The organism is Vibrio aquaticus (genome assembly GCF_003970385.1).
Lineage (GTDB): Bacteria > Pseudomonadota > Gammaproteobacteria > Enterobacterales > Vibrionaceae > Vibrio > Vibrio aquaticus.
Map to the genome: position 1 here is coordinate 1 of NZ_RXZH01000001.1, position 19,286 is coordinate 19,286.

Genomic DNA, 19,286 nt, shown 5'->3' on the forward strand with positions numbered 1-19,286 from the left:
TACATTGGCTCTACATGGAGCCGAATGGTCTTATCGATACCATCTGATTCAACCGCTATTTCGATGTAAGCTGCTGACTTGGTTCTGATGGTCTTACAAAGTTTGCTGTAGTGCTGTTCTGACAACCGATGATGGAAAAATTCGAGAAACTTCTGACCAATTAGGCTCTTGTGATCACTCTGATAAAAGCTAACGAAAGCGGGGTTGACGTAGAACATGCTGTGGCTGTCATCAATACCGTCACAGATGACGATACCATCAGATAAAGTATCGAGAACGTTGTTCTTAAAATCACTAGGTTTGTTTGTTGATGATGTTTCGGTCGTAAATAGTGAAGGCAGAGAAAATTTCATTCAGTTACCCCCTGAATAGCTATATGCATGTTGTTTTACATAAGGTTAGTCTGCTTCAGTTATTACAGCAAATAATTACGGCGAGGAGGAGTGTATTGAATGGCAAATTGAGGTGATTGTGTGGAGGAATACATTTGTTATAGAAAGTCCAAGTGGAATCTTGGACTTTCATCAACCATTAACCGCGCTTCATTGCACAAGCGTAAGCGGTTGAAAATGCTTGTTCTTGGTATTGTTTCAGTCCGGTCTCTTTAAACTGAATAGCAAGCGGGTTACGTTTCAAACTTTCTTTAATTTCTGTTGTAGAAACAACCTCTACGTTCAATCCAGCAATCAATTGGATCGCTGCCTCGAGTTTGAAACCAACGGCACCGCCTGCAAATTTGCCTTTCGTTTGGCGTTGACGAATGACTACTTTCTCAATTTGGTAGTCTTCAACCAGCTTAGCGAATGAGAATTGGAACTTACGAACTTCTTCAGTGTCATTTGCGTTGCCAATAGAAATTTTAGCAACGCGACAATCCGGTAGGTGGACTACGCTATCCGCATGAGAAAGAAGACAGATTACGGCATCATTGCCTTTAAGTTCAACACCACAAATTTTCATGTTTATACCTAGTTAGTAATATCGCGGGCATTATAGCGAGCAAGTCACCGTAAAAGATAGTCATTGCGCTTCGTTTCTGGTGTCTAAGGGCACAACGGTCCGAGTTGAGCGACTTCTTCAATCATATAATCATTTCTCAGGTTTCTATAAACAACCGTATGCCAAACTTCGCCATTCTCAAGAGTGAACTCAATGGCATAATTGACGCCGTTAACAACTTGTGTTCTGACTTCGTTGACTTGTTTTAGCTTTGATGCGGTATTCATCTGAGAAAGTACTGTATTGACGGCACGCTGAGCTTCTGGGGTTAGCTCAGAAACACTCCAGCCACCTGCAAGTGCTTCGGTGCGGCACATCGGGCTGATTGACGCGGGATCTTTCTCTGGCTGTGTTGTTTGGCTGCAGCCGGCTAGTGTGGCGAGAGCTGTTAGAGAAACTAACCATACTTTATTCATGATAACTCCTTGGCAAAATAGTTAACTGACGGTTATGTATTAAAAGTAACCTACAAAACAGAATATGCACCGAGTATAACTACTCATAAGAGTTCAACATCAAAACAAAGTCAGAATAACGCCTTTTATTAACAACAAAACGGCTCATCTGTAGAAAGTTGATGCGATGAGCTGTTGCCGCTCTCTAAGAATAAAGCGGCAATTGAGCTATATTTATATCGGTGAGTCGAGTTGGGGGGAAATCTAACTGCTTGATATTTCGTGTATTGATTTAGGTATCACGGACTTGGTATTTGAATTGCTTAGTCTAAATAGTGTCGATGGTATCGCGACATGGATAACGATAACGTTGAAGGCAGTGGATGCATAGGACAAGGAAATGAGGAAAGTTGGATTATTACTCATCATATGTAGTGCGCTTATCGGGTGTAGTTCCAAGTTCGTCTACAACAATATGGATTGGTTGTTGGTCGAATACTTAGAAGATTATGTCGAGCTCGATAACGCGCAAGAAGATCTGGTAGAACGAAAGATTGAAGTCTTAAGTGAATGGCACCGCCGAGAAGAGATCCCGAATTATATTGCTCACCTAGATGAACTCATAGCGATTGAACCACAGGGCTTCACTATCGAGCAGTTACAAGTGCAGCAAGATAAGATACAGCAGCACTCGCTTCGTTTGGTCGCTCGAATTGCCCCTGAGATGTACGCGTTGGCGACAGAGCTATCGGATAGCCAAGTTGATGAATTGATGGACAGCATACGAGTGCGGCACACTAAATATAAGAAAAAGTACCAAAAGCTCAGCGAAGTCGAAACGAAAGCGCGATACAAAGAACGCATCGTCGATAGCCTCGAAACCTGGATGGATGATTTAACCCAAGATCAGTTGAAGATAGTTGATGATTGGGTCGATGAGCTCTATGTCACCACAGAGGATTGGATCAACTATCAAACCAATATGCGTATCGAAGTGAACTCCTTGCTTGATCACAGACTTAATGTCGCGAGCTTTCAGCCCCAGTTTAACAAGCTGATGTTTAACCCTGACAGTTTGTACCCGCCTCATCTAGAGAAAAAAATAGAGTTCAATAAGAAAATTGGTAATCAGTACTTGGTGAAAGTGATTAACGCCATGACGGATGAGCAAACGGAATATTACCGTGAAGAGTTGCAAGATTGGAAAGATCTGGCTCAATCTGTTTTATAGACATCCGTACAAATGAGATCGCTGACTATTTGAACAATCACCAAGGCGGGTTAGAGTAAAGGATTGTTTTCTAACACAGTCATTAAAATGGAATGGATTCTATTGTTTGGTGCGGGCGTCCTTGGTGGGATACTAAACAGCATCGCCGGAGGAGGGAGTTTTATTACCTTTCCTGCTCTTATGTTCGTTGGCGTGCCTCCTGTTATTGCTAACGCAACGAATACCTTTGCCGCTTGTGCCGGTTATATCAGTGGTACTTACGGCTTTCGTGACGATATTACCAACACTGGACAACGATTGGCACCGACGATTGTCTTGAGCCTTATCGGTGGTGCTCTTGGCGCCTATTTGCTCCTGACCGTTTCAGAAACGCAATTCTTAACGGCTATTCCATGGCTTTTACTTTTCGCGACCTTACTGTTTTTGTTTGGTGAGACGCTTAGCAGTGCCTTAAGCCGTATATCTCAATCATCAAGTAATGGTTCAAAATTGGGTTTGGCTGCGATCTCCATCATGTTGGTTGTCGTGTCGGCTTACGGCGGATTTTTTAATGCCGGTCTTGGTGTGGTGGTATTAAGTTATTTAGTCTTGGCGGGTTATCGCGACATCAACCAAATGAATGGCCTAAAATTGCTGATCTCTTCGTGCGTGTCTATTGTCGCGATTATTATCTTTGTGATTGATGGCTCGATCGATTGGGGACGAGGCGTCGCGGTGATGCTTGGCACTTTATCTGGTGGCTACGTAGCAGCACGTGTATCGCGTCAGATTGAGCAGAAATACGTCAAAGGGTTTGTGGGTTTTTCGAGCATTGTGATGACGGTTTATTTCTTTATTGATACTTATGCTTAGAACAAATAGTGAGCAATTGAGCATGGTCACATGCCGAGCTCTTTTGAGTTCAATTTAGGTTAATTTAGCTTCGATCTTGGCATACTGAATACATCCAATAGAGGGCACTTCAACCTGGAAGTGAACCTTGTCAGATGTAGGAGGAATTATGGATAGAAAACTAGGCAGAGTGATGTCGAGCAGCCGAATGATTACCTTCATTGCTTTTCTTGCCGCGACGTTTGCATGGGTGTTAAGCATGCCCGCGTTGTTTACGGTTTCGTTAATCGCGTTAGTCGCCAGCGGCATGTTGTATCTAAACGATAAGAGAAAAAGCGAAAAAAAGAGCGCCTAGCGGCGCTCCATCGAGAGTTAGAAGAAACCTAATGGATTAACGTCATAACTGATCAGTAGGTTTTTCGTGTTCTGATAATGGTCGAGCATCATTTTGTGCGTTTCGCGGCCGATACCAGACTTTTTATAGCCACCGAATGCCGCATGAGCAGGGTAGGCATGGTAACAGTTGACCCACACTCGTCCCGCTTCAATGTTTCGACCCATGCGATACGCTAGGTTCGCATCACGAGTCCAAACACCTGCGCCTAGGCCATATTCCGTGTCATTGGCAATGGCGAGTGCTTCTGCTTCATCTTTGAACTTAGTAACTGCAATTACAGGGCCGAAGATCTCTTCTTGGAAGACTCGCATCTTATTGTTGCCTTCAAGCAAGGTCGGTTGAATGTAGTAACCAGAACCGATGTCACCGGTCTGTTGCGAGATCTCACCACCAAACACCACTTTCGCGCCTTCCTGACGGCCAATCTCTAAATAGCTTAGAATTTTATCGAACTGCTCTTGTGACGCTTGTGCACCAACTTGAGTGTCCGTATCGAGTGGATTGCCTTGTTGGATGGTCTTAGCGCGCTCTGCGACTTTAGCAATGAACTGATCGTATACCGACTCATGCACCAGCACCCGTGAAGGACAGGTACAGACTTCCCCTTGGTTGAAGAAAGCCAGCAGAGTACCTTCAATACATTTATCAAGATATTCATCTTCGTGGTCAAACACATCAGGGAAATAGATATTCGGTGACTTACCGCCTAGCTCTACTGTCGAAGGAATTAGGCTGTCTGCCGCGCATTTAAGAATATGGTTACCGATCTCTGTTGAACCCGTAAAGGCCAGTTTGGCAATTCTGTTGCTGGTGGCAAGCGCTTGGCCTGCTTCACTACCAAAGCCGTTCACAATATTAACAACGCCTGCCGGGATAAGATCGCCGATTTTTTCCATCAATAATAGAATGGAAGTTGGGGTTTGCTCTGCGGGTTTGAGTACCACACAACAACCTGCGGCTAATGCGGGAGCGAGTTTCCAAGCAGCCATTAACATTGGGAAGTTCCATGGAATGATCTGCCCTACAACGCCAATCGGTTCAGGAAAATGGTAGCTGGCAGTATTGACGTCAAGCTCGGCCGCGCTGCCTTCTTGTGCGCGAATACAACCTGCAAAGTAGCGGAAATGGTCAACCACTAGCGGTAAATCGGCCGCTAGCGTTTCTCTGACTGGTTTGCCATTTTCCCAAGTTTCAGCAACCGCTAGTTCTTCAATATGTTGCTCAATTCTGTCGGCAATCTTTAGAAGTATATTTGAACGTTCAGTTACGCTGGTCGCTGCCCAGCTAGCGCGAACCTGATGAGCGGCATCAAGCGCCAAATTAATATCAGCTTCACCAGAGCGAGCGACTTGGCAATAGGCTTGGCCATTAACAGGTGACGTGTTGTCAAAGTATTCACCAGAGACAGGCTTAACCCATTCTCCCCCGATAAAGTTGTCATAGTGTGTCTTAAAGTTAACGACTGAACCTTGGCTGCCCGGTTGCGCGTAAATCATAAAAATTTCCTTATTGTGTTCACTTCTTTGAGTTTTTAAGTCGCTAATTTGTCACCGATGGACGGTGAACAATTCGCGAGTTATCAAAGTAGGTAACGCAAATCACAGACCAAATGTTAAAAACTTGTTGTAATTTTTATCTGAGGCTAGAGTATTCAAAGGCTACGAGATGGCGTTTAAAACAGAGGGAGTGACTGAACAGCAAAAGGTAACTGTTCAGTTGTTCAAAATTGGAACACTTTGATTGTTCAATATTGGGACAGCTATGGAATTACAATCTTTCTCAACAGATGGTTGGCTCGCTTCTTCTTGGGAGAGGAGCTCCAATGCAGGCTTGAAACAAATCAAAAAGCCTGACGATATCCACCTGCCTAACTCAATGTTGAAGGAGAGATGCTACACGTCGCAAGCGGTCATTGAGGCGGTAAAAGAGTCGGCACTTCCTTTGTTCAATCAAGTGCTTGCTCATAGTGATAGCCGCTTAATCTTAACCGACCCTGATGGGGTAGTACTTGCCGCTTGGGGCCAAGATAGATTTCGTGAACGTCTGTTATCCATCGCACTTGAGCCAGGAAGTTGCTGGCAAGAAAAGCTGAAAGGGACCAATGCAATTGGCACGGCCCTATATGAGAAAAGGGCAGTGTCTATCATCGGTGATCAGCACTTTATCAAACAGCATCGCTTTATCAGCTGTTCTGCGAGCCCTTTGTTTAATCCTGAAGGGCAGCTAGTGGGTGTGCTTGATATTACCAGTGAGCAGAGTCGACATGATGTGACCACGCAAGTGCTGGTGCAGAATATGGTGCAGCTCATTGAAAACCACCTACTGACCCATACGCCTGATGGTGCGATTCAAATCAATGTCGCTCACGATGAATCGGTATTAAAAAGTGGCTGGCAAGGGATCGTCATTGCTAACGAGCATGGTGAAGTATTAGCTCATAACCAAGTGGCGGCGCAGCTAATCCCTGATGTAACACTAGTGGGGGCGAGTATTGATACGCTCTTTGAACGATCTAATATGGGGTCGCAACCTCTCATCTTCGACAAAAAGGGGCTCGGCAAGCGAACGCTACCGAAAAAGAGCTTAACCCCATCCAGTCAGCTCCATTATGGAGAAGACAAGATTGAACTTGCTTGGCAGCAGGCAAACAAAGTGATAGGGCGTGATATTAATTTGCTTATCCTTGGAGAAACAGGGGTTGGCAAAGGCGAATTTGTCAAAGCGTTGCACAAACAAAGCGACCGAGCGAAGCATGCGTTAATCACAGTCAACTGCGGTGCCTTGCCTAAAGATCTCATCGAATCGGAATTGTTTGGCCATGCTCCCGGCGCGTTTACGGGCGCGAGCAAAAATGGCTATTTGGGTAAGATTAGGCAAGCGGATAAAGGGGTGTTGTTCCTCGATGAAATCGGAGAAATGCCGTTAGATGCGCAGTGCCGCCTGCTAACCGTTTTACAAGACAAGATGGTCATGCCGGTTGGTGAGGCAAAAAGCCATCGTGTCGATATCCAAGTCATCTCCGCCACACACCAGAACCTTCAGCAATTGGTCGAGCAAGGTAAGTTTAGAGAAGATCTGTACTATCGTTTAAACGGTCTGGTTGTGACTTTACCTCCACTCAGAGAAAGGCAAGACAAAGAAAGCCTTATCCAAGCCATCTTCGGGAAGTATAAGCAAGGCTATCAGTCGATCTCCCCCGCTTTAATGGAAGGGCTGCTAAGCTACCACTGGAAGGGAAATTTACGGGAACTGGATAACCTTCTTAAGGTGACAGCACTTATTGCCAATGAACAAGACGAGCTGACAGCAGAACATATTCCGCAGCATTTTGCTCAGCCGTTGATGAGCCAAGCGAAAGCCGTAGATGAGTGTCAGGAAGCCGATCTCAATACGACATTAAATCAAACCCTAATCACGGCTTACCAGAGCCATAAAGGCAATATAAGTAAGGTTTCACGCGTATTGGGCGTGAGTCGCAATACTGTCTATCGCAAGCTTAAAGTGTTGGGGCTTTTGCCGTCTAACGAATAGTTTGACCAGATATGGCCGGATGATAGAGCGGTTGAATGACATGTCCCTCGGGATCTTTGCAATGGAAGCTTCTTGCGCCATCGCTATGGTCGTGTGGGGCGTCGAGTAATGTCACGCCTTTAAACTGCATGTATTCATACCATTCGTGTAATTGCTCTTTGCTATCCACAATCAAACCAAAATGATCGACGCTAATAGGCGAGCATATTCTTTGCGCAGTGGCACGGCCTAATGAGAGGTTGTCGCAGCCGTTAGTCAGGTAAATCAGATTCTTGCTCGCACGGCGTAGAACTTTCATGCCTAGAATATCGGTATAAAACGTTTCACATTCCTCAAACTTTTGCACCACCAAGGCGATATGCCTGATCCCCGAAAACGATGTTGGTCTTTCCATGACGACTTTTCCTTGTATTGAATTTTATTTATTATTGTATACAATAATTTCATGATATGGCAATGACGTGATAATCAGTTCAGGGAAGAATGATGAGTATGTACTGTATAGTAGTTTCTAATCGTGTGAAGGAAGGTAAAGAAAAGGAGTACCTAGCAATCATGCAGGAGAACGCGAAATCTTCAGTTAGTAATGAGGTTGGTTGTATACAATTTGATGTTCTCGGAGACACAGATAACCCGCAGTTATTCCATCTTTATGAAATCTATCATTCTTCAAAAGCGCTAGCTGAACACAAAACGACACCACATTATTTATCTAGCCGAGAAAAGTTGGCCAATATTGTTGTTGAGCAATCGGTCATTCGTTCAAATGTCGTTATGATGAATAGCAAAAAATAACAAAGGGAGAGAAGCGCATGCTTTGGAAAGTGTATCTGAGCGGAGAAATCCATACCGATTGGCGTGAAAGAATTATTGAGGGTGCAAAGGCGCGTGATCTTAATGTTCATTTCTTTTCTGCCAATACGGATCACGAGTCTAGTGACGCAGCAGGAGACTTGCTTAGAGCGAATGAATCCAACTTTTGGCGCGATCATCAGTCTTCAAAGGTCAATGCAATTCGAACATCGACGCTGATTAAGCAGTGCGATATAGGTGTGGTGCGCTTTGGCGACAAATATCGTCAGTGGAATGCGGCTTTTGATGCGGGTACGCTAGCAGCTCTTGGTAAACCGTTTATTACTTTGCATGACGAAGCGTTGATACATCCGCTCAAAGAGGTGGATGCCGCTGCCATGGCTTGGGCTGAAACGCCAGAGCAAGTGGTCGAGCTACTCAGTTACGTGATTAACTCGTAATGAAAAGAGGAGCTAAATTAGCTCCTCTTTAATTTTAAAACCTAGCCGATTAATGCGCCTTGTTGCTGCGCCTGTTTTACTAAAGCCTGACGTTGAGTTTCCTTTTCTGATACCACATTATTGTCCTTTGGAGTGTGTTGTTCCTCAGTTTGTGGAACGAATACAAAGTACTTATTAATAGTCATCTCAAGAGCCTCAATTATGATTTTTCTAACCATCCAGGTTAATTCGGTCACCGTTTCTGCAGGTTATGCAGTTCCATGTTTAGGTTTCAAAAAATAGAGGATGCTTAGTAACTAAGCATCCTCCTTATGCAACTTAATTATAGTAGGAGATCCGGGTATTAATAAATACCGTACTCCACCTTTAAGTTATTTCTTACACGTCGTAAGTAGTAGACGCTGTATCGCCGCCTGTACCAGTCCAGTTTGTGTGGAAGAACTCACCACGTGGACGGTCTGTACGCTCGTAAGTGTGAGCACCGAAGTAGTCACGTTGAGCTTGAAGCAGGTTAGCTGGTAGACGAGCTGTTGTGTAACCGTCTAGGAAAGATAGCGCAGAAATCGTACATGGCATTGGGATACCAGACTCAAGAGATTTCGCCGCTACTTTACGCCATGCCACTAGGCTGCTTTGTAGGATGTTTTTGAAGTAGTCGTCAGAACCTAGGAACGCGATGTCTGGGTTTGCTTCGTACGCATCACGGATGTTACCTAGGAATGCAGAGCGGATGATACAACCACCACGCCACATTAGCGCTACGTTACCGTAGTTTAGGTCCCAGCCGTTTTCGTTCGATGCTTCACGCATTAGCATGAAACCTTGAGCGTAAGAAATGATCTTAGAAGCTAGTAGAGCTTGACGAAGTGCATCAACCCACTCTTGCTTGTCGCCTTCAACTGGTGTGATTGTTTTCTCAAACAAAGCTTCCGCTTCAACACGTTGGTCTTTAAGAGCAGACAGGCAACGAGAGAATACAGACTCAGAGATTAGAGTCAGTGGGATACCTAGGTCTAGTGCGTTGATACCAGTCCACTTACCAGTACCTTTTTGGCCTGCAGTGTCTAGGATCTTCTCAACAAGTGCTTCACCGTCTTCATCTTTGTAGCCAAGGATGTCAGCAGTGATTTCTACTAGGTAGCTGTCTAGTTCAGTCTTGTTCCAGTCAGCGAATACTGCTTGCATCTCATCTGCAGACATACCAAGACCGTCTTTCATGAACTGGTAAGCTTCAGTGATAAGCTGCATGTCACCGTATTCGATGCCGTTATGTACCATCTTAACGAAGTGACCAGCACCGTCGTTACCAACCCAGTCACAACAAGGCTCGCCAGCGTCAGTTTTTGCAGAGATACCTTGGAAGATTGGCTTAACCGCTTCCCAAGCTTCAGGAGCGCCGCCAGGCATGATTGAAGGACCAAAACGAGCACCTTCTTCACCACCAGATACACCAGTGCCGATGAAGTGGATGCCTTTCTCACGACAATGCGCTACACGACGGTTAGTGTCTGGGTAGTTAGTGTTACCACCATCAATGATGATGTCGCCTTCATCTAGAAGTGGGATGAGGTTGTCGATGAACGTGTCAACAACTGCACCAGCGCGAACCATTAGCATAACTTTACGTGGCGCTTCTAGCTTCTCAACTAGCTCTTCTAGAGAGTATGCACCAACGATGTTTGTGCCTTTTGCTGGGCCTTCTAGAAACTCGTCTACTTTCGCAGCAGTACGGTTGTGAGCAACAACTTTAAAACCGTTGTCGTTCATGTTTAGGATAAGGTTCTGACCCATTACTGCTAGGCCAATTACACCGATATCACCTTTCATTGTTTCTCTCCAATTTTCCTATATGGACGCTCGCATTAAGCGATTTTTGCTGCTGCGTCTGAATCTAAGTACCACTCTGTCTCGCCAGTTTTAGACTGGATTTTCGCTGCCGGGTAAGGCAGTTCACTTGCCGGAGTAGTATGAATTTCGTTTACGATCTCAACTTTACCTGCACCCAGTACTAGGTAGCTGATTCGTTTTGCGGCTTCTAACACTTTCGCGGTTTTAGAAACGCGGATTTGGCCTGATTCAGGATGAGTCGCTAATACTGATAGGTTCTCATCTTGATAGTCTGTTTGACCTGGGAATAGTGATGCTGTGTGGCCATCTGCGCCAACACCTAGCAGAATCCAGTCAAATACTGGCGTACCGTTTTCACATGGAATCACGGCTGCCATTTCTTCTGCAAAGCGTTTCGCTTCAACTGCTGGCTCATCTTCACCACGAATACGGTGAATGTTCTCTACTGGCAGGCTTACTTGGCTGAACAAAAGCGCATTCGCTTCACCGTAGTTGCTTTCAGCATCATCAGGTGCCACGCAACGCTCGTCACCCCACCAAAAGTGCAGGTTGTTCCACTGAATGCCTTCTGCGTATGGTGCTTGCGCTAGAAGTTTGAACAGCATTTTTGGTGTGCTGCCACCAGACAGTGAAATGTGCACAGGACGGCCTAGTTCACTGAAGGTTTTCATATCATTCGCTAGGCTTTCAACTACCTGCTCAGCGGTTTGAAAAATCTTGTGATTGATCATAGTTCGCAGTAATCCGTATCTGTTAGGTTTTTACAAGGGAAACGCCATGCTCGGCCGTCACGTTCAAGAAGTTCATCCGCTTCTTGAGGGCCCCAAGTACCACAAGCATAACCAAAGAGTGCTTGAGGATCTTGTTTGAAATCTAAAATTGGTTGAACGTACTTCCAACACGCTTCTACTGCATCGGTACGGGCAAATAGCGTTGCATCGCCGTTCAATGCATCAAGAAGTAGACGTTCATAAGCCGTTAACATATTCGTTTCTTGAAGATCCGCATAAGAGAAGTTCATCTTCACTTCACGCGCTTTGAATCCAGCACCAGGCTCTTTCAGGCCGAAGCTCATCTGAATGCCTTCGTCAGGCTGAATTCGGATAATGAGCTTGTTCTCTGGTGCATCTTGACCAAACACTGGGTGCGGTGTGTTCTTAAAGTGAATCACAACTTCGGTCACACGTGTTGGGAGACGTTTACCTGTACGCACATAGAATGGTACACCGTTCCAACGCCAGTTATTGATGTGAGCTTTTAGGCCAATGTAAGTCTCGGTGCGAGAGTCATCGGCAACGCCGTTCTCTTCACGGTAGCCGACTAGGTGTTGGCCACGGACGTCAGATGCTGTGTATTGACCAAGCACGAGATCTTTGCGTAAGTCTTCTTCCTCAAGCGGCTTAAGACACTGAAGGACTTTAACCACTTCGTCACGGATAGAATCTGCGTTGATTTGTGCTGGTGGTTCCATGCCAACCATCGCAAGAACTTGCAGCAAGTGGTTTTGGAACATGTCACGTACAGCACCAGAACCATCATAGTAACCACCGCGCTCTTCAACACCCAAGAACTCAGCACCTGTAATTTCAACGTATTCAATGAAGTTACGGTTCCATAGTGGTTCAAACATCGCATTTGAGAAACGAAGAACCAGTAGGTTTTGTACTGTCTCTTTCCCTAGGTAGTGGTCGATGCGGTAGATCTGATGCTCTTGGAAGTGATCGTGGATCTCTTTATCTAACTTCTGTGCTGACTCTAAGTCGTAGCCGAATGGCTTTTCGATGATCAGACGACGCCAGCCGTTTGACTCGTCATTTAGACCATGAGCTGCAAGGTTAGCAGGGATGATACCGTAGAGGCTTGGTGGTGTTGAGAGATAGAAAAGGATATTGCCAGACTCAAATTGGTATTGAGTATTTAACTCGTCAAGTCGAGTCGCAAGCTTCGCATAATCATCAACTTCAAACGTGTTGATCGCTTGGTAATGAAGGTGATTCATAAACGCATCAAGCGTTGCTGGTTCCGTTTTTTCCATTTCTTGAAGCGATTGCTTCAGCTTTTCTCGGTATGACTCGTCACTGTATTCAGTGCGGCTTACACCCAAAATAGCGAAGTTTTCTGGAAGCTGCTTGTCTGCATAAAGGTGGTACAAAGCAGGGATCAACTTGCGGTAGGTCAAGTCACCCGAAGCACCAAAAATAACGATGCTGCTGTTTTCTGGTATTACCATCATCTTTCCCTTAAAAACGAGGTAGTTAGCGTGTGTCTAGGATATTCACTCATGGAGGAAGCTAACCCTAACAACCATTCCTCAAATAATAAAACTGCTACTGCCTATCAAACTAATAGGCAAAACCAAAAAAGCGTATTCATCTCTGAGCCCAGTGATTCGATACTGAAAAACAGGTTCTAATACTCAGTTGGCAGCGTATTGTCTATGACTCTTTGACATACATCAACCTTTGAGAGGGCAATCGATTAAATATTGACTTCATCTAACGCTAAGTCATTGAAAGTTCGAGTTGGAAGGCATGCAGTGACCGTTCGAAATGCCTAGAGTTATTACTCAGTTGGTGGGTGGCTTAGAATTTTGATTTTAAGAAGGTTTTGACTTTGCGGATATGTGCCTCTCGGTCGAAATCAATAATCTGTGCACTTGCTAGAAACATCTTCGCATACTCTTGATCTAGTTCGCTTTGTAAAAACAGTAAATAGAGCTTGGGGTCAATATGGCCGCTAGTGGCCATTTCGGTCATGATGGAGATGGATTCTTTGAGAGATTTGGCTTTTTTGTACGGTCGATCGCTGGATGTTAACGCTTCAAAAATATCAGCGATGGCCATGATTCGTGCGGGAACGGACAGTTGTTCCTCATACAATCCTCTTGGATAACCTTGACCATCGAGTCTTTCGTGATGTCCTCCGGCAATTTCCGGAATCGATTGAAGATGTTTTGGATAAGGCAACGTATTGAGCATCATTTGAGTTTGGATGATGTGGTCATTGATAATGAATCGCTCCTCGTTGTTTAGCGTTCCGCGGCTGATCATCAGGTTGTAAAGCTCACCACGATTGTATTTAAACTTACTCGGCTTGAGAGTATAGGTGTCTTGCCAAATATCTTGAGGGCGATCATTGTCAGGCCACTTTATTTGATGCACTGCTTTGTCACTGAGTAGATATTCGGCTGTTGGTAGAGGACTTTTTTTACCCGCCCTCTCTTGCTCAATCCAAGAGACGCCCAATTGATCGTCCAAAGTCCGAGTCCATTGATATTGACTAATAGCGACAAGTCTTTCCTTATCTTGTTCACTCATCGATTCCCCGCCAATATTGCACTGAGCGATAAACTCGAAATCGGCATCGAGTTGAGCCAGTTTATTGTCTAATGCGTCTTTAAGCTGTGCATCATCTTCACCTTCAGCAATGGCTTTCCAGTAATTCATTACCGCGTCAGATTTCAGGAGCTCAAAGCGCATGCGAACTTCGTGAATGCGATCATAAATGGTTTCCAATTTAGTCGCCTTATCGATGACATACTCAGGTGTGGTGACTTTCCCGCAGTCATGGAGCCAAGACGCTAGGTGAAGCGCTTCCCATTGTTCTTTGTTTAGCGAAAATTCAGGAAAGAAGCAGTCATCATCATGGGCTACTTTTGCCATCATCTTAGTTAACTCAGGGACTCGCTGACAGTGACTTCCAGTATAAGGAGATTTTGTGTCAATGGCTGACGCGATCAATTCGACAAAGGCATTGAGCATCTCTTTTTGTTGCTCTATGCGGTCAATGTTCTCTTTCGCGATTGCACCAAAGCTCAGTAGCTCTTGCAGAAAGGCGTGCTTATCTTGTTGCTGCTCTGTGATGGCACGTTCATAGCCAATAAGCTGCAAACCAACCAGTTGGTGTTCGCGATTGTGGAGAGGAAACAGATAAAGATCTGAGTTGTAGAGTTTGTCACGATAATTCGCCAATGCGTTGTCATTGAAGTTGAGGTGGACAAGGTCGCCTTTTTCCAACTGGGTATGTACCCACGCGGTATGGGCGATGATTTCGTTAATATCAATTTTGAACGGAATAATGGCATGGTTGGCTGCACAGACAAACTTCTCGCTTTGCTCATCCCAAGTGTAAAAGTGAATGGTTTCCGCCTTCGTGACTAGGTAAGTTTGGTGAGCGAGAGTTTTCGCGAGAACGCAAAAGTCTTGATTTTGGGCGGTGTCTCTTAACAAGCGGAGAAGGTCATAGAGTGTATGTTCCATCAGTTCTATTGATTTGGTTAAGTTAGCGACTTCGCGAATCACACTCTTGTTATAACGAGTCTTCTTAAAGTTGAACCGGGAAATGTTTTCAGTTTGTGCCATCAAAGCATTGAGTGGTCGTGCTAAACGCTGCGCTACAAACCACACAATAACAAAACTCATCGCTAACATACTCATCGCGACCTTCACTTGCTTGTCTCGCATAGAAAGTAGCGAGGCAAGTAAGTCGTCCTGAGGCGTAGCTTCAGCTAAAAGAAGGCGAGTTTGCTTGTTTAGATTGACTGGTGTGAGGGTAATTGACCAACTTTGCCCATCACTCTCGATCGTCTCATAGAGAGTCTGAGTGGCACTTTTTCCGATGAATGGACTGAAGATGTACGGACCATTGATTGGCGTGACGGGTTGCTCTTCTTCTGCTTTCTGTACTGGGACATTATGGTGAGCGAGTAACTTGAACTGATGATCAAAGAGCATCAACTTTGTGTTGTTAGAGTAGCCAAGCTTAGAAACCTGCTCAGACAAGGAGCTTAACGTGAAATCGGCGCCGACCACATAATCGCCATTGGGTGAACGCCTAGAGAGGGTGACGCCATAGGTTTTTAAAAAATAGAAATAGTAGGGTTCCGTCAGTCTGATGGTGCCATCTTTGGTGGTGTTGACAAACCAGGGCCGACCTCGGGGATCAAAGGTATTGTCGTTGAGCTCTTTCTTTCCCACTTGTTCAAAATTTCCATCAAGGTATCGAAAGCGGTTGAGTCCTGAAAGCGATGTCTGATTGATCATAATGGTCGCTTTGTCTGGGGCATTAAACTGGACTCTATCGGTGTTGTTTCTTAGTGGCCTAATCACAGTGAGATCACCTTGTGTGTTGGCGTAGTAAAGGGCGACAACACCAGGATTGTGTTCAAAAATTATTTGCAAAGGGTTAAGGAGTTTTCTCGTGGCGTCGTTAAAGCGATGAGTTTTGATCGCATCACTCACCGCCATGAAATCAAGCGTGGTTAAGATCGGTCCCGTTTTCACTTGGAATACTGACTCTAGTTTTCGGCTGTTCTCGTTGCTGAGCTCTTTAGCACTGCCTGTGAGGAGCTGTTGAGCATGTTGGTAGCTAATTGCAATGAGTACGGCCCCGACCAAGGCAGTCAGAACCATAAATAAGCTAGTGATATGAAGACTTAATGGATATCTTTGTTTGCTCACAAGCCACCTAATGTCAAAGTGATTCATTAAGTATTGAGTATTTTTGAAATAGTGCAAAGTATGCCGCCCGGCATGTTCATAGTTTCGAACCTGGCGCGAGGCGATATAACTTGAAACAAATTTATTTCCCAACAAAGCCAGGAAATTGAGTACACTTTTCGCCCCTTGAAAATGGAAAATAATAAAATGAAAAAACTGATTCCTTTTGCTGCACTCGTATTTTCAGCGACGACTTTCGCCGCAGATTTTGATCTGAAAGCGACAATGAAACAGATGAAGTTTGAGTTTAAACAAGCTGCTCAGTCTGAAGAGATTGAACAGATGAAAGCGGCAGTAACGAATCTGTCTGAACTTGTAGAGCAATCGAAGACAGGGGTCTACCCGCCAGAAAAGAGTGATCTTTATCTAGAAGGATTCAATCAGCTCTCACTTGCGTTGGACGCGGTTGAAGTCGAACTTGAAAGTGGTGACATGCAAGCGGCGAAAGAGGAACTTAGAAAAGTCGATGACCTTCGTGTGGAGTACCACGACAAGCGTAATCCGAGCATTTGGAGCAAACTCTTCGGCTAAATAAGCTTGGTTTTATAAAACAGCATGATCTCGGTTAGATTTCTGACGCTTAGTGGCTGAGCTTGTTGTGATTTGGTTATATATTTGCGCTCAAATGATAGAGAGCAATAATGTTTAACGGATCAAGTTTCACCAGAACAATGCTAGTTGCAAGTGCCCTAAGTTGGGTGCTTGTGACCTTGATGCCCGTCATTAATGCTCATGGTGCTAACGCTGGGGTATGGGCAACACTCTGTACCATCAATGGATTTGAACTTGTTCAGGTTGAGGAAGGCAAGCCTGAAACTCAGCATAGTAAACCTTGTCCATTTAGCCATTTTTCTAGTTTTCACCACGATTCAATTCCAACACCCACCAACACGCGAAAAAGCGGCTTAGCGGAATGGGGACAATACACTTATTTGGCTCTAAGTGTTCGGTCCTTTACGGCTATCCCTCGTGCTCCTCCTAGCATCTTTACTAAGCACTACAACTCATAACAATTAGGCTAAAAGCCAAAGTAAAGTTTTTTCAGCATCCTCAATCGCTTCACTGGCCTTGAGGCAAAGCTGTATGCTCAAAAAGGAAAATAAAATGTTGGGTAGTCAATCAAAGACTCGACCTAAGGGCGATGCACGTGCATCGAAAATGCAGACTGCAGGTACAGAAAAACGAAAAGCACGTTACTTTCTCGTTTGGCGTTGGCACTTCTATGCAGGTTTGTTCGTTATACCATTCATGCTCATGCTCAGTATTACGGGAATAGTAATGCTGTTCGATGACGAGATTGAAGCGTTAAAGTATCAAGATATTCTCTATGTCGAACCGCAAGCGGAAAAACTCCCTCTATCGACACAGCTATCAGCGGTTTCAATCGCTTACCCCGATTCTGCAGTCACTCAGGTTATTGTGGCGCAGGACGAGAGCAGTGTGAGTCGCTTCAATGTAATAGGCCCGGATGGCAACTCTCAATTCGTAACGGTCAATCCTTATACCGCTGATGTTTTGGGTACGATAGATAGAAGTGAAAGTTGGTATCAGCTTGCCAATGATATTCATGGCACTCTATTAGTAGGAAAATGGGGGGATTATTTAATTGAAATGTCCGCGAGCCTATCGATTTTGCTCCTTGTAACAGGTGTTTACCTCTGGCTCCCAAGAGACAATGCTTCCCGCGCGGGTTTCTTTAAAATACGTTTTCACTCGACAAGAGTGTTAATGAGAGACCTTCACGCAAATCTTGGCGGTGGGTTATCTATTGTGCTGCTGTTGTTTTTACTCTCTGGCCTTGCTTGGGCGGGAATATGGGGAGGTAAAATGGTGCAAGGGTGGAACACCTTTCCCACCTATTACACATGGGGTGAGAAGCCTCAGTCACTCCATAAGGACTTAAATCACAGCTCAGAAGAAGAACTGCCGTGGAACTTAGAATTGGCTCCAGTGCCAGAGTCTAGTCATCATGGCCACGAAATATCGCATCAGAGTGAATATAGTGCTTCAGAACAGGGAGTGGGTCTGGATAAGATTGCTGAGTATGCGAATAGCCTCAACTTGCCTCAGTACCGAATTTTCTTACCTCGATCTGATACGGGCGTTTACACTATCGCGGCCAACTCAATGGCTGGCGATGTGACCGATCCAAGGCAAGATAGAACGGTTCACATTGATCAGTACAGTGGTGACACTTTAATGGAAGTGACATGGAGTGACTACAGTCTTATCGCTAAGGCAATGGCTGCTGGTGTCTCGCTCCACCAAGGAGATCTAAGTGCGTTGAATAAGTGGTTAAACGTGTTGTTTTGTCTTACTTTTATAGCGATTTCGCTAACCGGATTTTGGATGTGGTGGGTACGGAGACCAAACAATTTGGGCGTTCCTCCACGATTTGAGCAAGACGGAATATGGAGAGTTGGTCTCGCTACCGTGGTGATGCTGTGCTTGCTGTTTCCACTGGCTGGAGTTGCGGTAATTGCCTGTATGCTGGTTGACTTACTCATTGTTAAGCGAAGTCCGAAGCTAAAAGAGTACCTGTCATAGTTACGACTCTTCGACAAATAATGTGGGCGGTGAAGTGGGTTCTTCACCGTCTATTTGATGAGGTGGAGTGGACGTTTTTAAACCACTCAGAGCCTTGCTAGCTAAGGAATTAAGCTCAGTGACAAGGGAATAGTCGTGCTAGGGCAAAAAAACAGACATTGATACCAATAACGACAAGATAAAATGCTGATATTTCAATGAAAGTCGTATACATTTAATTGCAATGACTTTAAGTGAAGGGATTGGCATGAAAAGGATTGTTCTTCTTCTAACTCATCTAGGTTGTCTTGCTGCGGGTTTTGCTCTTGGAATTTATGCACTTCCTGTGCTCATTCAGCCTACCTCTCCATCAATGGATGACGTCCAAACAGTGACGAATAACGCGCTGTATACCGCGAGTTTTCAAAAAGACCGTCAAGACAGTGATTTTTTGCACTGGGGTGAAGGGTCTGTCTCTATTAGCAATGATCAGGTTGCCTTCGTGGGTGAATTGGCGCCAGGGCCAGATTACAAGCTCTACTTCTCGCCGACATTTATCGAGACCGAAGCGGACTTTAATGCTTACAAAGAGCAGATGATTCGGGTAGGAGAGGTAAAGAGCTTTGACCGCTTCACGGTCAACTTACCACAAGGCTTTGATGTCGATGAGTACAATACGGTTATTGTTTGGTGTGAAACATTTGGCCAGTTTATAACATCAGCTCGTTACAAGTAGAATTTTGTAGGAAAAGTATGATGTTTATGAATAGCTTCTTA

20 protein-coding genes are annotated in these 19,286 nt (G+C 44.8%); 10 read left to right on the plus strand and 10 right to left on the minus strand.

Going from position 1 to position 19,286, the window contains the following annotated elements:
- From EJ063_RS00005 to EJ063_RS00015, 3 genes are all read right to left on the minus strand, one after another.
- The coding region (locus tag EJ063_RS00005) for a PAS domain-containing protein (protein WP_244225119.1) at positions 1-353 on the minus strand (353 nt) is incomplete at its 3' end.
- A gap of 178 nt (positions 354-531) precedes the next feature.
- Positions 532-960 (minus strand): DUF3010 family protein, encoded by a 429-nt coding sequence (locus EJ063_RS00010; RefSeq protein WP_126571959.1) that lies wholly within the window; start codon positions 958-960, stop codon positions 532-534.
- An 83-nt stretch (positions 961-1,043) separates the two neighbouring features.
- Positions 1,044-1,415 (minus strand): cystatin domain-containing protein, encoded by a 372-nt coding sequence (locus tag EJ063_RS00015; protein ID WP_126571960.1) that lies wholly within the window; start codon positions 1,413-1,415, stop codon positions 1,044-1,046.
- Between the two features lie 379 nt (positions 1,416-1,794).
- Between EJ063_RS00015 and EJ063_RS00020 the strand changes: the two genes are divergently transcribed.
- The 3 genes from EJ063_RS00020 to EJ063_RS00030 all read left to right on the plus strand — a co-directional run bounded on the left by EJ063_RS00020 (position 1,795) and on the right by EJ063_RS00030 (position 3,811).
- On the plus strand, positions 1,795-2,625 hold the full coding sequence (locus tag EJ063_RS00020; RefSeq protein ID WP_126571961.1) for a DUF6279 family lipoprotein: 831 nt from the start codon (positions 1,795-1,797) through the stop codon (positions 2,623-2,625).
- An 87-nt stretch (positions 2,626-2,712) separates the two neighbouring features.
- A complete protein-coding gene (locus tag EJ063_RS00025) occupies positions 2,713-3,477 on the plus strand; it encodes a sulfite exporter TauE/SafE family protein (protein ID WP_126571962.1) in 765 nt (254 codons plus the stop codon).
- Positions 3,478-3,625: 148 nt separating this feature from the next.
- On the plus strand, positions 3,626-3,811 hold the full coding sequence (locus EJ063_RS00030) for a hypothetical protein (protein ID WP_126571963.1): 186 nt from the start codon (positions 3,626-3,628) through the stop codon (positions 3,809-3,811).
- A gap of 17 nt (positions 3,812-3,828) precedes the next feature.
- Here the strand turns inward: EJ063_RS00030 and exaC are convergent, their stop codons facing one another.
- Positions 3,829-5,349 carry an acetaldehyde dehydrogenase ExaC gene (exaC, locus tag EJ063_RS00035; RefSeq protein WP_126571964.1) on the minus strand — a complete coding sequence of 507 codons (1,521 nt, stop codon included), beginning with the start codon at positions 5,347-5,349 and terminating at the stop codon, positions 3,829-3,831.
- Between the two features lie 265 nt (positions 5,350-5,614).
- Here exaC and EJ063_RS00040 point away from each other — a divergent pair, with 265 nt between their 5' ends.
- Positions 5,615-7,384 carry a sigma-54-dependent Fis family transcriptional regulator gene (locus EJ063_RS00040; RefSeq protein ID WP_126571965.1) on the plus strand — a complete coding sequence of 590 codons (1,770 nt, stop codon included), beginning with the start codon at positions 5,615-5,617 and terminating at the stop codon, positions 7,382-7,384.
- On the opposite strand, the gene EJ063_RS00045 is transcribed toward EJ063_RS00040, so the two are convergent.
- Complete coding sequence (locus EJ063_RS00045) at positions 7,374-7,778, minus strand: VOC family protein (protein WP_126571966.1); 405 nt, start codon at positions 7,776-7,778, stop codon at positions 7,374-7,376. The two genes, EJ063_RS00040 and EJ063_RS00045, sit on opposite strands and share 11 nt — an antisense overlap.
- Positions 7,779-7,876: 98 nt before the next feature.
- Here EJ063_RS00045 and EJ063_RS00050 point away from each other — a divergent pair, with 98 nt between their 5' ends.
- Together EJ063_RS00050 and EJ063_RS00055 are read left to right on the plus strand one after the other, a co-directional pair.
- On the plus strand, positions 7,877-8,179 hold the full coding sequence (locus EJ063_RS00050; RefSeq protein WP_126571967.1) for a putative quinol monooxygenase: 303 nt from the start codon (positions 7,877-7,879) through the stop codon (positions 8,177-8,179).
- 17 nt (positions 8,180-8,196) lie between these two features.
- A complete protein-coding gene (locus EJ063_RS00055) occupies positions 8,197-8,637 on the plus strand; it encodes a YtoQ family protein (RefSeq protein WP_126571968.1) in 441 nt (146 codons plus the stop codon).
- 41 nt (positions 8,638-8,678) lie between these two features.
- On the opposite strand, the gene EJ063_RS00060 is transcribed toward EJ063_RS00055, so the two are convergent.
- From EJ063_RS00060 to EJ063_RS00080, 5 genes are all read right to left on the minus strand, one after another.
- Positions 8,679-8,873 carry a hypothetical protein gene (locus EJ063_RS00060; protein ID WP_126571969.1) on the minus strand — a complete coding sequence of 65 codons (195 nt, stop codon included), beginning with the start codon at positions 8,871-8,873 and terminating at the stop codon, positions 8,679-8,681.
- A gap of 142 nt (positions 8,874-9,015) precedes the next feature.
- Positions 9,016-10,464: a decarboxylating NADP(+)-dependent phosphogluconate dehydrogenase gene (gene gnd / locus EJ063_RS00065; RefSeq protein ID WP_126571970.1), complete on the minus strand. Its 1,449-nt coding sequence runs from the start codon at positions 10,462-10,464 to the stop codon at positions 9,016-9,018.
- 35 nt (positions 10,465-10,499) lie between these two features.
- Positions 10,500-11,216: a 6-phosphogluconolactonase gene (pgl, locus tag EJ063_RS00070; protein WP_126571971.1), complete on the minus strand. Its 717-nt coding sequence runs from the start codon at positions 11,214-11,216 to the stop codon at positions 10,500-10,502.
- Positions 11,213-12,715: a glucose-6-phosphate dehydrogenase gene (zwf, locus tag EJ063_RS00075; RefSeq protein WP_167469873.1), complete on the minus strand. Its 1,503-nt coding sequence runs from the start codon at positions 12,713-12,715 to the stop codon at positions 11,213-11,215. The genes pgl and zwf overlap by 4 nt, the downstream gene beginning before the upstream one ends.
- A 352-nt stretch (positions 12,716-13,067) precedes the next feature.
- On the minus strand, positions 13,068-15,944 hold the full coding sequence (locus EJ063_RS00080; protein ID WP_126571973.1) for an HD domain-containing phosphohydrolase: 2,877 nt from the start codon (positions 15,942-15,944) through the stop codon (positions 13,068-13,070).
- Positions 15,945-16,130: 186 nt separating this feature from the next.
- Between EJ063_RS00080 and EJ063_RS00085 the strand changes: the two genes are divergently transcribed.
- The 4 genes from EJ063_RS00085 to EJ063_RS00100 all read left to right on the plus strand — a co-directional run bounded on the left by EJ063_RS00085 (position 16,131) and on the right by EJ063_RS00100 (position 19,245).
- Entirely contained in the window at positions 16,131-16,514 is a 384-nt protein-coding gene (locus EJ063_RS00085; RefSeq protein WP_126571974.1) for a cytochrome b562, read from the plus strand.
- 110 nt (positions 16,515-16,624) lie between these two features.
- On the plus strand, positions 16,625-16,993 hold the full coding sequence (locus tag EJ063_RS00090) for a hypothetical protein (RefSeq protein WP_126571975.1): 369 nt from the start codon (positions 16,625-16,627) through the stop codon (positions 16,991-16,993).
- 94 nt (positions 16,994-17,087) lie between these two features.
- Positions 17,088-18,530, plus strand: coding sequence for a PepSY-associated TM helix domain-containing protein (locus EJ063_RS00095; protein WP_126571976.1), 1,443 nt, complete (start codon positions 17,088-17,090; stop codon positions 18,528-18,530).
- A 247-nt stretch (positions 18,531-18,777) separates the two neighbouring features.
- A complete protein-coding gene (locus tag EJ063_RS00100; protein ID WP_126571977.1) occupies positions 18,778-19,245 on the plus strand; it encodes a DM13 domain-containing protein in 468 nt (155 codons plus the stop codon).
- Positions 19,246-19,286: the final 41 nt, after the last annotated feature.

Coding starts and splice junctions, on each gene's coding strand:
- gnd (WP_126571970.1), bottom strand. CDS start 10,464: ATGAAAGGTGATATCGGTGTAATTGGCCTAGCAGTAATGGGTCAGAAC.
- exaC (WP_126571964.1), bottom strand. CDS start 5,349: ATGATTTACGCGCAACCGGGCAGCCAAGGTTCAGTCGTTAACTTTAAG.
- EJ063_RS00085 (WP_126571974.1), top strand. CDS start 16,131: ATGAAAAAACTGATTCCTTTTGCTGCACTCGTATTTTCAGCGACGACT.
- pgl (WP_126571971.1), bottom strand. CDS start 11,216: ATGATCAATCACAAGATTTTTCAAACCGCTGAGCAGGTAGTTGAAAGC.
- EJ063_RS00015 (WP_126571960.1), bottom strand. CDS start 1,415: ATGAATAAAGTATGGTTAGTTTCTCTAACAGCTCTCGCCACACTAGCC.
- EJ063_RS00030 (WP_126571963.1), top strand. CDS start 3,626: ATGGATAGAAAACTAGGCAGAGTGATGTCGAGCAGCCGAATGATTACC.
- EJ063_RS00010 (WP_126571959.1), bottom strand. CDS start 960: ATGAAAATTTGTGGTGTTGAACTTAAAGGCAATGATGCCGTAATCTGT.
- EJ063_RS00095 (WP_126571976.1), top strand. CDS start 17,088: ATGTTGGGTAGTCAATCAAAGACTCGACCTAAGGGCGATGCACGTGCA.
- EJ063_RS00090 (WP_126571975.1), top strand. CDS start 16,625: ATGTTTAACGGATCAAGTTTCACCAGAACAATGCTAGTTGCAAGTGCC.
- EJ063_RS00040 (WP_126571965.1), top strand. CDS start 5,615: ATGGAATTACAATCTTTCTCAACAGATGGTTGGCTCGCTTCTTCTTGG.
- zwf (WP_167469873.1), bottom strand. CDS start 12,715: ATGGTAATACCAGAAAACAGCAGCATCGTTATTTTTGGTGCTTCGGGT.
- EJ063_RS00100 (WP_126571977.1), top strand. CDS start 18,778: ATGAAAAGGATTGTTCTTCTTCTAACTCATCTAGGTTGTCTTGCTGCG.
- EJ063_RS00025 (WP_126571962.1), top strand. CDS start 2,713: ATGGAATGGATTCTATTGTTTGGTGCGGGCGTCCTTGGTGGGATACTA.
- EJ063_RS00045 (WP_126571966.1), bottom strand. CDS start 7,778: ATGGAAAGACCAACATCGTTTTCGGGGATCAGGCATATCGCCTTGGTG.
- EJ063_RS00020 (WP_126571961.1), top strand. CDS start 1,795: ATGAGGAAAGTTGGATTATTACTCATCATATGTAGTGCGCTTATCGGG.
- EJ063_RS00055 (WP_126571968.1), top strand. CDS start 8,197: ATGCTTTGGAAAGTGTATCTGAGCGGAGAAATCCATACCGATTGGCGT.
- EJ063_RS00050 (WP_126571967.1), top strand. CDS start 7,877: ATGTACTGTATAGTAGTTTCTAATCGTGTGAAGGAAGGTAAAGAAAAG.